Consider the following 14,870-nt stretch of genomic DNA (forward strand, 5'->3'; position numbering starts at 1 on the left):
ATTGTTCCCCTCCTAAGATGCGATCACTTCTTCTAAAATCGTATTTAATGCTGCTTGTAAATCCGTTATTCCAACACGACCAACAAACTCATAAAATGTTTCACTAGGAAGTTTATTTTCTTTAAAATATGTTAAAAACGCTACGAGAACATGCGGCAAATCTTCACCATCAATTTTCCCTTTTAGCTTTTCATTATAAGTACCGCCGTCTAGTAACGTTCCACCTACATAAATTTCAAAAGCTTCAACAATCCCCTTTTCTTTCGTTTTCATTTTGACACCTTGCAAACCGATATCCGCAATTTGTCTTTGTCCGCAAGAATTTGGACAACCGACCATATGAATACGAACCGGCACATCTAATACAAGCTGTGCATCTAAATAATCCGCAATATTGCGTAATCTTTCTTTCGTCTCCACCAATGCTAAATTGCAATATTCAATACCCGTGCAAGAAACTGCATAACCGATAAATGACTTTGGTTTTGCAGAGATTGCTTCCAATAGTGGTTCTTGCAATAGGACATCAATATTTTCTTTCGGTACATTCGGAATAATAAAGTTTTGCGAATTACATGTGCGAATTTCACCGTTTCCATACTGTTTTGTAATTCTAGCAATCTCATACATTTCTTCTGCATGCAGGCGACCAACTGGTACATTAAAACCAACATAGTATAAATCATCTTGCTTTTGCTTATGAACACCGTAAAAATAACCAGCATTCCAACCCTTTAGGGCACTTTCTCCTCTATCATGTAAAGTTCCTGTGTATTGTAATAACTTTTCTTTAAATTTTTCTGGCCCCCAATCTGCAACTAGAAATTTCAGACGAGCAAGATGACGCTTTTCACGATATCCAAAATCACGGAAAATAGTTGCGACGGCAATGGCTACATCTTTTACTTGCTCTGGTAAAATAAATACATCTAGTTCTTCTGCTAAATATGGACGCGCTGATAAACCGCCGCCTACTTTTAGATGAAAACCAATGACTGTTTCTCCGTTCACTTCTTTCGTTGCAGGTGTAAATGCCACGCAGTTAATCTCAGCATTTGCTGAATTGTACACATTCGAACTAATCGACATTTTAAATTTGCGAGGTAAATTTGAAAACTCTTCGTTATGCTGAAAATATTCATATACTTCCTGCACAATTACTTGTGTATCAAACAATTCATTTTCATCAATTCCAGCAAGTGGATTCCCTGTAATATTACGTGTAATATCACCGCATGCACCTGCTGTTGATAGCCCTACTTTCTCTAGCCGCTGCAGAATATCTGGAATTTGTTCAATTTGCAGCCAATGAAACTGAATAGCTTGACGCGTTGTAATATCAAGCACATCACGGCCGTAATCTTCGGCGATAGAAGCAAGAGTTTCCACCTGTTCGTTTGTTATAATTCCAGATGGTATATTCACACGCATCATGAAATACCCCGCCTCTTTTGGACGCTGCAAATATAAACCTGCCCACTTAAAAGAATCCCATTCTTCTTTCGGAATAGACGCAAATCCATGCTCAGCATAATACGGAATATTTTTAAAAATTTCTAAACCATCTTTTTCTAATTTCCTTTTTTCTGTTGCATTTAGCTTTTCATTATTTGCCCATACTTTTTCATAACCCATCATGTATCTCCTCCTAGATAAAGCTTCTTTCTTGCAAATAAGCAATAATTTGCTCCGCACACTGTTCGATAGAATAGCGATGCGTTTCCACAATAACTTCAGCTTGAATCGGCTCCTCATAAGGAGAATCAATTCCCGTAAATTGCTTAATATCCCCGCTTCTTGCTTTTTTATAAAGTCCTTTCGGATCACGTTTTTCACATTCTTCAATTGGACACTTTACGAATACTTCTACAAACTCACCTTGTTCTAATATGTCACGCACTTGCTGACGATCTTCTCGAAACGGTGAAATAAATGCTGTTAATACAATCGTTCCGTTATCAACAAATAATTTCGCTACTTCACCAATGCGACGAATATTTTCTGTACGATCCTCTTCTGAAAATCCTAAATCTTTATTTAAACTGTGACGAATATTATCTCCGTCTAACACATAATTACCAATATTCTTATCAAATAACTTGCGAGCTACTGCATTTGCCACCGTTGATTTACCAGAAGCTGACAACCCTGTAAACCAAAGAACAAAGCTATGATTTTTGTTTTGCTTTCGGCGTTCTTCCTTTGAAACAGATGCCGTATGCCAAGTAATATTTGTTCCCATCTTTTTCTCTCCTTACTTTGTCACAACTTCTTTTTGCAAACCACGAATTAAGACTTCTACGACTTCTTTACGGCTAAATGTACTTGGTGGCAGTTCTCCATTTCGCAAGAGCTCTCTTACCTTTGTACCTGATAAAATGACATGATCTTCCTTTTCGTGCGGACATGTTTTCGTTGATGCCATTCCCTCACATTTCGCACAATAAAAACTATGTTCAAAAAAAGAGGTGTAATTCCTAATTCTTCTATTGTAAAGTTCGTAAAAATTTCCTGCGCTTCATACGTGCCATAATAATTTCCAACACCAGCGTGATCACGGCCGACAATAAAATGCGTACACCCAAAGTTTCTTCTTACAAGTGCATGAAAAATCGCTTCACGCGGCCCAGCATATCGCATCGCTGCTGGAAATACTGCTAAAAAGACACGATCTTTTGGATAGTAGTTTTCTAGAAGTACTTCGTAACTTTCCATTCGAACATCAGCTGGAATGTCATCTGATTTCGTTTCTCCAACAAGCGGGTTTAAAAACAGGCCGTCAACAATTTCAAGCGCTACTTTTTGAATATATTCATGCGCGCGATGAACTGGATTTCTTGTTTGAAAACCAACGATTGTTTTCCAATTACGCCGCGCAAACTCTGCTCGTGTTTCATTTGGATCTAAATGATAAGTGGAAAATTTTTCTTTTTCAATCCGTTTCACAAGCGTAATTGGTCCTCCCACGTATATATCCGGACGATCGTATAATTTTTTAACACCCGGATGTGCTTCTTCTACCGTTTTATAGACAAGTAACGCCTCCTTTTCTTTATCAGGCGCATAAATCTCTTGAACTTGAATCACACCGTAAGTTACACCTTCTTTTACAAGCCGAACTTCTTCCCCCACTTTTAATTCCTTCGCTTTTTCTTCTGTTATAGGTAATGTAATTGGAATGCTCCATACATCTCCATCTGCTAATCGCATTGTTTCTACTACTGACACATAATCGTTCTTTCCTAAAAAGCCAGTAAGTGGGCTATATCCACCGATCGCAATGAGTTCTAAATCACTTAATGCGATTCCATCTAACTCAATTTCTTTTACGATATGTGCTGTTTCATATGTTTCATCAATTCGATTGACTAATATTTTTGTATCACTCATTTTCTTTTTCTCCTTCTATATCAAGTATTAACGAATAGTAGTCTTCATTGATAATGAAGACCACATTCTGTTTTCAACTTCCCGGCCCAGCGCCCATCTCGCGAATCTCCACCCTCTTGTACCTGCACGGTACATGTTTCACATCCGATGCTCGGATACCCAATATCATGGAGTGGGTTGTACGGCAAATTATGCTTGTATACATAGCGCCATACTTCTTTCCAAGTCCAATGAATAAGCGGACAAATTTTAACAGATTGAAAGCGATGATCTCGATTGACAAACTGCGTATGTTTTCGCGTTTCAGACTGTTCTCTTCTTAAGCCTGATATCCATGCCTTCCTACCTGTTAGCGCTTCTTCTAACGGCTTAATTTTCCTTAATTGACAACAAAGGTTTGGATTATGTTCCCATAATTTCTCACCATACTCTTTTGCTTGTTCCTCAAGTGTAAGTGCCGGCTGCTTTTCAATAATATTCAACTTAGGAAATCGTTCCCTGACTTTTTTGATCAAGTCATATGTTTCTTGAAAATGAACATTTGTATCTAAAAATACAATCTTTGCAGATGGATTTACTTGGTTAATCACGTGCAATAAAACCATTCCTTCTATCCCAAAGCTGCATGCATAAACAATATCGTCCTCATAATGTTCATACGCCCAGCGTACTGCTGCCAAAGCGCCTTTCGTTTCATCATCTTCCTGAAATGAAACAAAATTATCTTGCCACGTTTCGTACGTTAACATCGTTGTCCCCCCTCATAACACCCATATAAAAAGGCGGCCTTAACCTATAGAAATAGATTAGGGCCGCCTCTAGTTTTTCTAGTCAGCGTGCTTATTTTAAGCGTACTTTTTCACTTTTTTCAAGCTGAATCACTTTACCATCTTGCACAACAATTGTAATAGAACCATATTTCATATCAGTAAGCATAGATTGAATCTGACTTGCTACTTCTTCAAATTGTCCGCGCACTCCCACGAACAGCCCCCCTTTTTCATAAAAAAATCTTTCCCATTTCGAAAAGACTGTTCCGGTAACGTATCTACCTTATCTTCCAAAATGGATACCATTTTGCTGGAAGTAGCACCTTACTCCTATAAAGTAGGTTGCCGGGCTTCTTCGGGCCAGTTCCCTCCGCCACTCTTGATAAGAATTATATTTGTATTTTATCACAATTCTGATTTTTTTCAATCCTAGTTTTCCGATAAATTTTATGTTTTTTTGACAAAGAAGGAGTTGTTCACCTAAACAACTCCCACTTCAGCTAAGTAAGGACGCAGTCACACAAGTTCCTTTACACGTATGCGATCGTTCTCAATAATATTTTCATACGATTCTCTCTCCACAACAACTTGTGATTTTCCGTTTTTTGCAAACACAACTGCTGGGCGACGAATACGGTTATAATTATTTGCCATCGAATAACCATATGCCCCTGTACAAGAAATAGCTAAGAGATCACAAGAAACAACTTTTGGAAGCTCTACATCCCAAATGAGCATATCCCCACTTTCACAACATTTTCCCGCAATTGAAACAACCTCTTCGGCAGATTCATTCGCACGATTTGCTAGCAATGCTTCATAACGAGCTCCATAAAGTGCTGGACGAAGATTATCTGTCATACCTCCATCAACCGATACATATTTACGGATACCCGGAATATCTTTAATCGCTCCAACTGTATACAACGTTGTTCCTGCATCTCCAACAATACTACGGCCTGGTTCTACCCAAATTTCTGGAAGGGGGTATTCGCATACTGTAAACTGCTCACGTACCGCATCCGTCACAGCTTTCACATATTCACCAAGAGCAAGAGGTGTGTCCCCTTCCGTATAGCGAATTCCAAAACCGCCTCCTACATTTAATACTGGGGCTACATAGTTCATTTCTTTTCTCACTGTTTCCAAGAAGTTGCGAAGCACTTCAATTGCACGAATAAATCCTGCCGTCTCAAAAATTTGCGATCCGATATGAGAATGAATTCCTAATACACGATAGTTTGATTTTTCTAATGCACTTTTTACCGCTTGTGATGCATGCCCTGTTGAAATACCGAAACCAAACTTAGAATCATCTTGACCTGTTGTAATATATTCATGTGTATGCGCTTCTACTCCCGGCGTCACACGCAGCAAGATATTCACAACTTGCCCGTATTCTTTCGCTAAATCATGCAATACCTCTAGTTCAAAAAAATTATCTACAACAAAGCAGCCAATATTAGCTTCTAATGCCATTCTTATTTCTTCTTCTGTTTTATTATTACCATGAAAATGGATGCGCTCTGCTGGAAATCTCGCTTGCAACGCCGTATATAGTTCTCCGCTAGACACAACATCTAGTGACATATTTTCTTCGGCAGCTAACCTGCACATTTCCATGCACAAGAACGCTTTGCTTGCATATGCTACTTGATAAGAGAACCCACTTTCCCTAAAAGCACGATGAAATGCACGACATTTCTCTCGAATTGCTGCTTCATCGTAAACATAAAGTGGTGTCCCATATGCTCTTGTAAGTTCAGTAGCATCGCATCCTCCAATTTCTAAGTGTCCTTGTTCATTAATGCGGCTTGTGCCGTGTAAATACATGTGAATTCCTCCCTTGTTTTCGCAAAACCCTCTATTACATTTCTTATTTATTACTATTATTCCTAATTTAGATAAACAAAAAACGCGCGGAACAATGTTCACACGCGTTTCTTATTAGAAGAATTTATGTCGAAAAAATAAACGTATTGTTATTTTCTCAAATAAGAAACCGCATCAAACATCTCCTAATAGCTCTCCATAAGCAAAATACTTATGACAGTACTACATTTATTCAATGCAGTCCCAATATATGAATGAAGTGGTCATTCATATATTTCGGCGATAACCCCTTTCAACCTATGATCATGAATACCACTTTATTTCCCATAGTTTACTTTTGATTACCGCGGCCTCTACCTTCGAGTGTAGATGAGGTAAGTCTATTTAATTTTCAAGCATCTTTTTGTTGCTATTAACAATATCAAATGACTAATTTATTTGTCAAACACTTTTTTCAAATCGGTTTACGGCAATTAATTTTCGTATCATCTGGTAAGCGCTTTACATCTATATTTTTCGCAGTCCATTCACCACTATCATTTTCAAACGTAATCGTTACTTTTTCAAATGGCGGAAGCTTTCTCCCACCTGTTCCTGGCTCATATTTAATCATTTCGATAGATGTCCGAAACAAATATGTACCGCTGTACATTTTTTCATACTAACAATTTTAGGGCACTCATACGGCTTTTGTTTTCCATAATGTTTTTGAATTGCTTCATTTATTCTCGGAAACAGCACGGAATAAAGTGCATCTTCTAGTAATAATGGCTCATGCTCAGCAGAGAAAGAAGCTGGATTTCCAAGTAAAATGAAACAACTTAATATAAAACAACATATTTTCTTCATAGTACTCCTCCATCTATCAATCAATGCTTTTATTTTATCCTTCTCTTCTTTTTCTATCCAATTGTTAGAAAATCATCCACAATTTCACTATGTTTTTATATAATAGTACACATAGTAAAAAACATATAAATATGTAGCCTGTCATATACATAAAAGAGGCGGTTACTTGTAGGTAGTAGGAGGAGCCCGTTATGATACAACGTTTGTTTCCAAAAGTACGATTTGCTCTCGTGGCTGTCGTCTTATTGTGGATCAAAACATATATTGTATACAAATTAGCTTTTGATATGAAAATTGATAACGCTTTCGAACAAATTATGTTGTTCTTTAATCCATTAGCTTCATTATTATTTTTTTCGGTTTCGCTTTATTAGCAACAAAACATCGAAACCGAATCATTATCAGTATTAGTATCGTGCTATCCTTTATTTTATTTGGCAATGCTATGTTTTACGGATTTTACAATGATTTTGTAACATTCCCTGTATTATTTCAAACAAATAATATGGCTGATTTAGGGACAAGTATTAAAGAACTATTTACATATAAAACACTTCTTTTATTTGCTGATGTAATTATTTTAGCCATTTTATCTCGTAAATTCCCTAATTTTTGTGATACTACTCCTCTATCTCGGCAAGAGAAACGAACATTTTTTAGCGGTGTAACAGCAGCATTAGCTTTGCAAATGGTTGTTTCAGTTATTTATAAACCACAACTTTTTTCACATTCATTTGATCGCCAAACGGTTGTGAAAAATCTTGGTTTGTATACTTATCATGTTTATGATATTGCACTGCAATCGAAATCTTCTGCTCAGCGTGTTTTTGCAAGCGGAGATAGCTTTTCTGAAATTGATAACTACGTAAAAACAAAGGATAGACAAGAAAACAAAGAATTGTTCGGCGTGGCAAAAGGTAAAAATGTTATTTTAATTTCAATGGAGTCCACACAAAGTTTTGTCATCAATCAAAAAATAAATGGAAAAGAAATTACACCATTTTTAAATGACTTCATTAAAGACAGCTATTATTTCGATAACTTTTATCATCAAACTGGACAAGGGAAAACATCGGATGCCGAGTTTATTATTGAAAACTCCTTATACCCGCTTGATCGTGGCTCTGTTTTCTTTACACATGCTAATAATGAATATACAGCCACACCAGAACAACTCAAAAAATATGGATATTACTCTGCTGTATTTCATTCAAATGATAAAACATTTTGGAATCGTGATTTGATGTATCCTGCACTCGGATATGATCGTTATTTTAATTTACAAGACTATACAGGTACAGAACAAATGTCTGTTGGTTGGGGATTAAAAGATAAAGAATTCTTTGAACAATCTATTTCAAAATTAAAATCTTTACCACAGCCGTTCTATACGAAATTCATTACATTAACAAATCATTTTCCTTTTTTGCTACAACCGGAGGATCAATCCATTGATGAATACAATTCAGAAAGCGGCGTTGTAAATCGTTATTTTCCAACTGTACGTTATACAGATGAAGCACTAAAACATTTTATTGAACAATTAAAAAAGAAAGCTTATATGACAATTCTATTATCATTATCTACGGAGATCATTATGGTATTTCTGAAAATCATAATGCTGCTATGGCACAATTTGTTGGAAAAGAAACACTTACTCCTTTTGATATGATGCAGCTGCAAAGGGTACCGCTTATCATACATATTCCTGGTCAGAAAGGAAAAATCATTTCAAAAGTTTCTGGACAAATTGATGTAAAACCGACGCTTCTTCATTTACTCGGTGTGAAAACAAACAACTCTATTGAATTTGGCACAGATTTATTTGAAACAAACGATGAACCACTTGTGGTTATGCGTGACGGTAGTTTCGTAACAAATGATTATATGTATACAAAAAATGTATGCTATAACAAAAAAACTGGTGAGCCAGCTGATATTAACATTTGTCAACCATATATCGAAAAGGCAAAAACAGAATTGAATTACTCTGATAAACTCATTTACGGTGATTTGTTACGATTTGACCCGCATAATAAATATAAGACTGGTACGATGATAACGAAATTTGAATAAGGTGAAATTTTAATCAGATAGGGGTTTTCCATCCTCCACCTAGTTTCTTTGTTTTCTCTAAATATTGATGTGGTTGTAGGTCTTACTTCCTATTGATACAGAATAACGAACTAACCTCGAATTGTGACAATTCGGGGTTTATTTTTAACGTAATATGTCCTTTATTTCTCCAAAAAGCAGGTTGTATTATATACTTTATTCATTCCAACAACATAATGGATTTCCTTGATTAATACTTCCGGTTTTACAACAAATGAAAATCCGATGAAATCTTTCTCAAAACGAAGAATTTTTTCATACTAGCACAGGAAATTTATGTTATGATAAAAAGGATAAACTTTCATAAACTAATCAAGAATCTATAAAAGAAAGCAAGGGATCAGATTTTGTACAGAGCAGCCATTCCAAACTTATTTACGCTCGGAAATTTATATAGTGGATTTCTATCCATCGGCTACGCTTCATTAGGATACTACAAATCAGCGGCAATTTTAGTTTTAATCGGAATGATGCTAGATAGCCTTGATGGGAGAATCGCACGCTTACTTCGTGTCGATTCACAACTCGGAAAAGAACTTGATTCATTAGCAGACGTAGTTACATTTGGTGCTGCACCCGCTGTATTGATGTATTACACATCCTTCTCTAATTACGGTATTATCGGATTATACATAGCAGGACTTTTCCCTCTATTTGGAGCATACAGATTAGCTCGCTTCAATGTCACACCATCATCAACATCAATGAAATACTTTACTGGTGTACCAATTACAGCTGCAGGCGGTATCGTTGCCTTCTTAACGTTATTTTCACATGTGATTCCCAAAATAGTACTTATTACAGTATTCGTGGCATTTGCATTTCTTATGGTTAGTCGTATTCGTATTCCAAGCATGAAAGATGTACCCATTCCAAAATATAGTATTATCGTAACACTCTTTTTAATTGGGATTATTTATACGATGTATAAAACGAGCTTTGGTAATATTTCAATTTTTCTATTCATTGCTATTCCACTCTATATTTTGTTTATGCTGTCACAATTTCTTAGACAACGACCGGCACAAAAGAAGCGAGCAAACAAATAGTAAAAAAGAATCCTTCCTATCATAAGGAAGGATTCTTTTTTATCCGCATTAACAGCTGTAAGAGCCCGATTCGATTGGGCGGGCTGTACACAAATAATAAAGTTGTTATAAAAATTTTCAAGACTTAAATCGTAAAAAGTCATAAAAAATAAGGGGTGATACATATTATACATGACTAATATGTATCATCCCTTTTACTTTTTGTTTCATAATCGCGCCCGATAGTTGAAGAATGAAATTAAAACTTTTCCCTAGGTGATCTGTTCTCAAATTTAGCTGTCTGTGCAAAATTTAGACCATTAGCGAGCCACGAAAACCCCTGGCAGCATAGTAGGATTCTGCTCCATTGTGATACACGAAGACGTGACCGAAGCGACGATCGCAAAAAAGTGCACCGCCGAGTTCTCTAATATCAGTGGGTGTTTGCACCCAGCTCGACGTTTTCATATCAAAATTTTCAAGTTTCTGCAACGCTCGATATTGTTCTTCAGTCAAAAGTTCTATGCCCATAAAAGTTGCCATATCAATAGCGTTATTTTCAGGTTTATGTTTTTCTCTTGACTCTAGCGCTTCACGGTCGTAACAAACACTTCTGCGGCCTTTAGGACTTTCCGCTGAACAATCACAAAAAATGTATTCGTCCTTCTTTTTATCATAACCAACAACATCCGGTTCACCGCCAGTTCTTTCCATTTCATTGAGCGACCACAGTTTTTCAGTATTTGCATCCAGCTTTACTTGGACTTTAGCCCATTCAAGACCTTTATGGCGGTTCATGTTTTTCTCAAAACGGGCTTTCAATACTCTGAGTAATTCTTCACTTTGTTCTTGTGACAACTCCTTTTTATCACTGATTTTATTTCTCTTTGTCATGTTAGTTCCCCCTTATTGTTTTTACTCATAATGGTTTAAGTATAACTATCTATTTGTTTTATATTGAACTATCCCCACCTAAAATCCTAACGGACTTTTGAGGAAGGGGATTCCCAAAAGGGACAACTAAGACAAAATGCTTAGTAGACCATACCCATTCAACAAGGTATAGTTTTTCTGCTTTCAAACTTAGACAAACCTTTTACTTCCAAGTCTGTAAGAGCCCCTGGAGGAAAAAGTTCGTTCACAGAACGAATCTTGTTATGGTTCGAAAGCTCCATCTGATAGAATGTGTGAGCACGCAAATCAGACAGGATGCCAGACAGCCACTTCCATTGCGCCCAATGATGCAGACCTACCATCTTCTCCGGTAGTAGTGAATACAAAATTGGTGGAAGTTTTTCTTTAAATCCCATTGCTCTTCTAGCAATGACATAAGAAGCTGTTTGGTGAATGCTGATACTAAAACGTTTCATATATTTGATTTTACCAATTTGAGAAGTGTACGCTGGATTTATCTCAAATACTGCTACACCCATCTTCTCAGCACGGCTTTGAATAGCTGAAATCATCTTTTTGTAAGCAAACATGCTTATCATCATGTTTGCTTTTTTATTACCATAAGGGTTCTTAACCTTTGCTTTTGTTGTGTTTAATTTTTCTACAACAATCGGTTTGTTTGCTTTTACAGCAATATCAACCAATGCAATGGCTTCTGCTTCCATAATTTTAGTAATTTGTTCTGATGTTTTACCTAAAATATCAAAAGATAATACACCCGTTTTTATGAGTTGTCCTTGTTTATTGATGTTTGACCAAGCAAAGTGGTCAAAATTACAGTCTACTCCAATGACACCATCGGATTTGCTGAAGTTTTTATTTTGGTTCTCTTCAATATCTATTAAACATTTAAAAATGTAGTAATCTCCGTGGTCTTCAATTGCCCAACTGATTGGTTTTCCTACATTCTTTTTATCTTTGCAATTCCATTGATTTTGAACAGCTGCATTCACTTGTTCTTGTCCATACGGAAATGCAAGGTTCGGAATTTCAACTACAACACCGTTTGGTGTTGTAAAGTGTAAAGATTGTGATTCTGTATTGTATGTAAATACAAAGTTTCCTGATTTCGCGTCTTTTCGACCTGAAATCAACATTTGACTGTAACGAGCCTGTTCAAAATCCTGAACCCAAAGTGTATGATTTTGAACATACGTATCTACAGTATGTTGTGCTTTGAATCGTTTTTTACTCCCAAATACAACAGAAGAAACATTGTTTTTTAAACTATGAAGTAGTTTTTGTAGTCTATCTAACCGAAATTCAAGGCTACCTAAACGAGAACGAAGTGTTTGAATACGCACATTTAAATATTCATGTTCAAATTGATAGGCATGATAGTAAATATCCGTTCTCTTTTTAAATTGCACAACGAAATATCGTCCCATTTGTTGTTCTTTGGACGTTTTATTGAACTTTGGCTTCCCTTTGATAAAAGATGTTTTCATTTTATTCAGCACTGTCAAATCTGACTTGGTTTTCTTAATCTTCTTTTTTACAGCTTTAATCTGTTCATTTTTATTTTCGATATACAATTTCTTCAATTCTGTCTGAGAAGAAAACAGTGCATTGGCTTCCTGCACAGCACTATTTGCATAATAGTCATTCAGACTAAATCGTGATTTTACAGTAATTTGCATACTATCAGAACGTCTTGAGGTGCCAGAACGTTTTTCTAACACTTGCGTTTGGAAAGCGAAATGCTTCGCACGATTAAATACGAAAAGAGCATGTCCAATAGCTTCAACATACTTCGGATTCAGTGCATTCTTATAGATACGAATTGAAAAATATGCTTTTTTCATTGGACACGCTCCTTTCTTGTTTTGTATACACAAAGTATACCAAAAAGGAACATACGTTTCTATTTATATACTTAAAAAAAAACAAAAAAGCGATTCATCCCCCACCTACAGCTTCGCGCTTGAGGTGGGGGATGAATCGCCAGATATGATAAATTATATGATTAAGTAAATCCATTCCTCCACAATATGGCCCTTTAGTTCAATAAGAATTTGTATTGCTACTCCTGCCTTTCACCTTGATCACAAACAAATTGAATTTGCCAATGCCAGTAAATCTGAAATTGATATTGATTTGTATGCTAACCCATATGAACTCCTCTACTCTCCAATTAATTTTAGGAGTGTGTGCTGCAGGATTTCGATCTAAATGAAATATAGCTTGCCATGATTCGCATGTGCCGAGTAGTTTCCACCATAGTTCGGTACAAATGGGAATGATCGACAGCAGCTGGATAAATATCTAGCGCTTAGGAAATTCCATTGAGGTATTAATTACTTTGGAAGTTCTCTTCTTCATAATGAATCGTCTGTCTATATAGAAAGCTACCAAAAGAGCCAGTAAACCGGTTAAAATCATATCGCTGTATGTTCCAAGTGGAAGCGGTTTTCCTTCAAGATGGATACCATTTGCACGATATTCAAATCGTTTTACAGCGTGCTTGGCAGTTAAAAGGTCTTCTTGTTTAGCTAAGTCTTCCAATGGCGCTTCGAATACATATCTGTTTGGTGAATCACTATGAATAAAGAGGGTCTCTTTAGCATCACCCTTTTCACCCCAAAGTCTTACATCTGCTGCCGCTAGTGATTTTGCGTCGCCACCTGGTATGATCATTTTGTCTAATTTTGGAGCATTAGATATTTGATGCCTAGCCAGTATATTAAGATGATGTTTCGTAGTAATTGGTGCATCCGAACTAGAAACGGTCAAGACTTGTGTCGTTCCGGTGTCTCCATAAGAATCAAATATAGAAGATAAAGCTATTTCATCCATATCTTTATACAGAAGTACCCCCATTTGTTTCTTATTCCAATGGAATCCAAGATTTAGCCAATATGTTGCCAATTTTATATCCACGTAAAAAGGGTGGTCCACCTTTGGATTTTGAACGAATTGGTAAGAAGGATAACTAATTTCCTTAGATATTTTTGCAGCCACGGGTTCTCCTAGTTTCTGAGATATTAGGTGAAGTACTGCATCAATACCTGCGCTTTGACCGGCTGAAGTTAAGGTATTTCCTTCGTGAACATACCTCACATCCTCTTTCCAATGTGTATCAGGATATTGCTTCATTAATATGGGGAGGAATTGCCAGTGTGAGGTGGCTGATTTCCCTTTTAATAAACCTGCATCGGCAAGATTCTTCGACCCACCACAAATGCTGAGAAAAGTGGTGGTTTTACTGCTGGAATGTTGTTGAATCCATTCGCGAGTTGGTTGATATTTCTGTTCATCTACTCCGGGCATATAAGGGACCACAATAATATCTGGACTTTTATTTAATAGGTTATCCAGTTCTTTATAAGAGTAATGTGGTATTACATCCAGTCCGCCTGACAAGGACTTCACGTTTTTGTCAGGTGCAACGGCGTATACATTGTAGGCATCCGTCATAGAAAACAGTGTGTATGGAATGAGAAAATCGAAATCTTCAGTTGGTATTGATGAATCGGCCATCACAACTGCCACAGTAGGTTTATGGGGATCATACTCAGGGACATTCACTCCTTGTAGCGAAGGAACTGGCTCATGGCGGACGTTTAAGTAAAAATCTTTTTGATGACGATTAAAGCCATAGAACCCGATCCCCACCACAAACACAATAAAAATGAATACATAAACAGCTAAACGTAAGAATAACTTCTTCATTTTTTCCTCCTCGTAATTTTATACACACTACCATCCGCCATCAATCAAAATCTTGCCAGACTTCGGCAACCTAGTAGTTGCAGCAAGGTGCTCTATCCCGCCCCCGCTCGGACCCATAATCGCAACGAATTAGCCTTTCCGGATGTGAATGTTGTTATTCTTTAACGCAACTTAATCTCCCAATTCCAATGAATAGACTTTTGATACATTCTGAACAAAAATCATTTATTCTACCTCCAAAATGTGCTACTTGTTATCT

11 protein-coding genes, 2 pseudogenes and 2 riboswitches are annotated in these 14,870 nt (G+C 36.7%); of the genes and pseudogenes, 2 read left to right on the forward strand and 11 right to left on the reverse strand.

Translation table 11 applies throughout. From position 1 onward, the window contains the following. Nucleotides 1–12 precede the first annotated feature (12 nt). The 8 genes and pseudogenes from ACEWFJ_RS17545 to ACEWFJ_RS17580 all read right to left on the reverse strand — a co-directional run bounded on the left by ACEWFJ_RS17545 (nucleotide 13) and on the right by ACEWFJ_RS17580 (nucleotide 6,842). A complete protein-coding gene (locus ACEWFJ_RS17545) occupies nucleotides 13–1,635 on the reverse strand; it encodes a nitrite/sulfite reductase (protein ID WP_473692575.1) in 1,623 nt (540 codons plus the stop codon). A gap of 13 nt (nucleotides 1,636–1,648) precedes the next feature. Next, nucleotides 1,649–2,242, reverse strand: a complete 594-nt coding sequence (gene cysC, locus ACEWFJ_RS17550) for an adenylyl-sulfate kinase (protein WP_473689362.1) — start codon at nucleotides 2,240–2,242, stop codon at nucleotides 1,649–1,651. Between the two features lie 12 nt (nucleotides 2,243–2,254). Further along, nucleotides 2,255–2,350 (reverse strand): hypothetical protein, encoded by a 96-nt coding sequence (locus tag ACEWFJ_RS17555; RefSeq protein ID WP_473689363.1) that lies wholly within the window; start codon nucleotides 2,348–2,350, stop codon nucleotides 2,255–2,257. An 8-nt stretch (nucleotides 2,351–2,358) separates the two neighbouring features. Beyond that, nucleotides 2,359–3,390 (reverse strand): sulfate adenylyltransferase, encoded by a 1,032-nt coding sequence (gene sat / locus ACEWFJ_RS17560; RefSeq protein WP_473689364.1) that lies wholly within the window; start codon nucleotides 3,388–3,390, stop codon nucleotides 2,359–2,361. 44 nt (nucleotides 3,391–3,434) lie between these two features. After that, on the reverse strand, nucleotides 3,435–4,139 hold the full coding sequence (locus tag ACEWFJ_RS17565; RefSeq protein ID WP_473689365.1) for a phosphoadenylyl-sulfate reductase: 705 nt from the start codon (nucleotides 4,137–4,139) through the stop codon (nucleotides 3,435–3,437). 91 nt (nucleotides 4,140–4,230) lie between these two features. Beyond that, entirely contained in the window at nucleotides 4,231–4,374 is a 144-nt protein-coding gene (locus ACEWFJ_RS17570) for a YezD family protein (protein WP_473689366.1), read from the reverse strand. A gap of 66 nt (nucleotides 4,375–4,440) precedes the next feature. Then, nucleotides 4,441–4,549: riboswitch (SAM riboswitch) on the reverse strand. Between the two features lie 127 nt (nucleotides 4,550–4,676). Further along, the gene (gene lysA / locus ACEWFJ_RS17575; protein WP_473689367.1) at nucleotides 4,677–5,993 is read right to left on the reverse strand and encodes a diaminopimelate decarboxylase; all 1,317 of its coding nucleotides are present in this window, start codon (nucleotides 5,991–5,993) and stop codon (nucleotides 4,677–4,679) included. Nucleotides 5,994–6,174: 181 nt separating this feature from the next. Next, nucleotides 6,175–6,357, reverse strand: a riboswitch (Lysine riboswitch). A 90-nt stretch (nucleotides 6,358–6,447) separates the two neighbouring features. Further along, a pseudogene (locus tag ACEWFJ_RS17580) lies at nucleotides 6,448–6,842 on the reverse strand (DUF3888 domain-containing protein). A 191-nt stretch (nucleotides 6,843–7,033) separates the two neighbouring features. Here ACEWFJ_RS17580 and ACEWFJ_RS17585 point away from each other — a divergent pair. Further along, nucleotides 7,034–8,918: pseudogene (locus tag ACEWFJ_RS17585) on the forward strand (LTA synthase family protein). Between the two features lie 386 nt (nucleotides 8,919–9,304). After that, nucleotides 9,305–10,006 carry a CDP-diacylglycerol--serine O-phosphatidyltransferase gene (gene pssA / locus ACEWFJ_RS17590; protein WP_253629073.1) on the forward strand — a complete coding sequence of 234 codons (702 nt, stop codon included), beginning with the start codon at nucleotides 9,305–9,307 and terminating at the stop codon, nucleotides 10,004–10,006. A gap of 291 nt (nucleotides 10,007–10,297) precedes the next feature. On the opposite strand, the gene ACEWFJ_RS17595 is transcribed toward pssA, so the two are convergent. The 3 genes from ACEWFJ_RS17595 to ACEWFJ_RS17605 all read right to left on the reverse strand — a co-directional run bounded on the left by ACEWFJ_RS17595 (nucleotide 10,298) and on the right by ACEWFJ_RS17605 (nucleotide 14,611). Then, on the reverse strand, nucleotides 10,298–10,879 hold the full coding sequence (locus ACEWFJ_RS17595; RefSeq protein WP_473689368.1) for a DUF4256 domain-containing protein: 582 nt from the start codon (nucleotides 10,877–10,879) through the stop codon (nucleotides 10,298–10,300). Between the two features lie 158 nt (nucleotides 10,880–11,037). Next, a complete protein-coding gene (locus tag ACEWFJ_RS17600; RefSeq protein WP_473689369.1) occupies nucleotides 11,038–12,744 on the reverse strand; it encodes an IS200/IS605 family accessory protein TnpB-related protein in 1,707 nt (568 codons plus the stop codon). Between the two features lie 460 nt (nucleotides 12,745–13,204). Then, entirely contained in the window at nucleotides 13,205–14,611 is a 1,407-nt protein-coding gene (locus ACEWFJ_RS17605; protein ID WP_473689370.1) for a DJ-1/PfpI family protein, read from the reverse strand. Between the last annotated feature and the right edge of the window lie 259 nt (nucleotides 14,612–14,870).

The organism is Bacillus sp. EA-CB0995 (genome assembly GCF_055814245.1).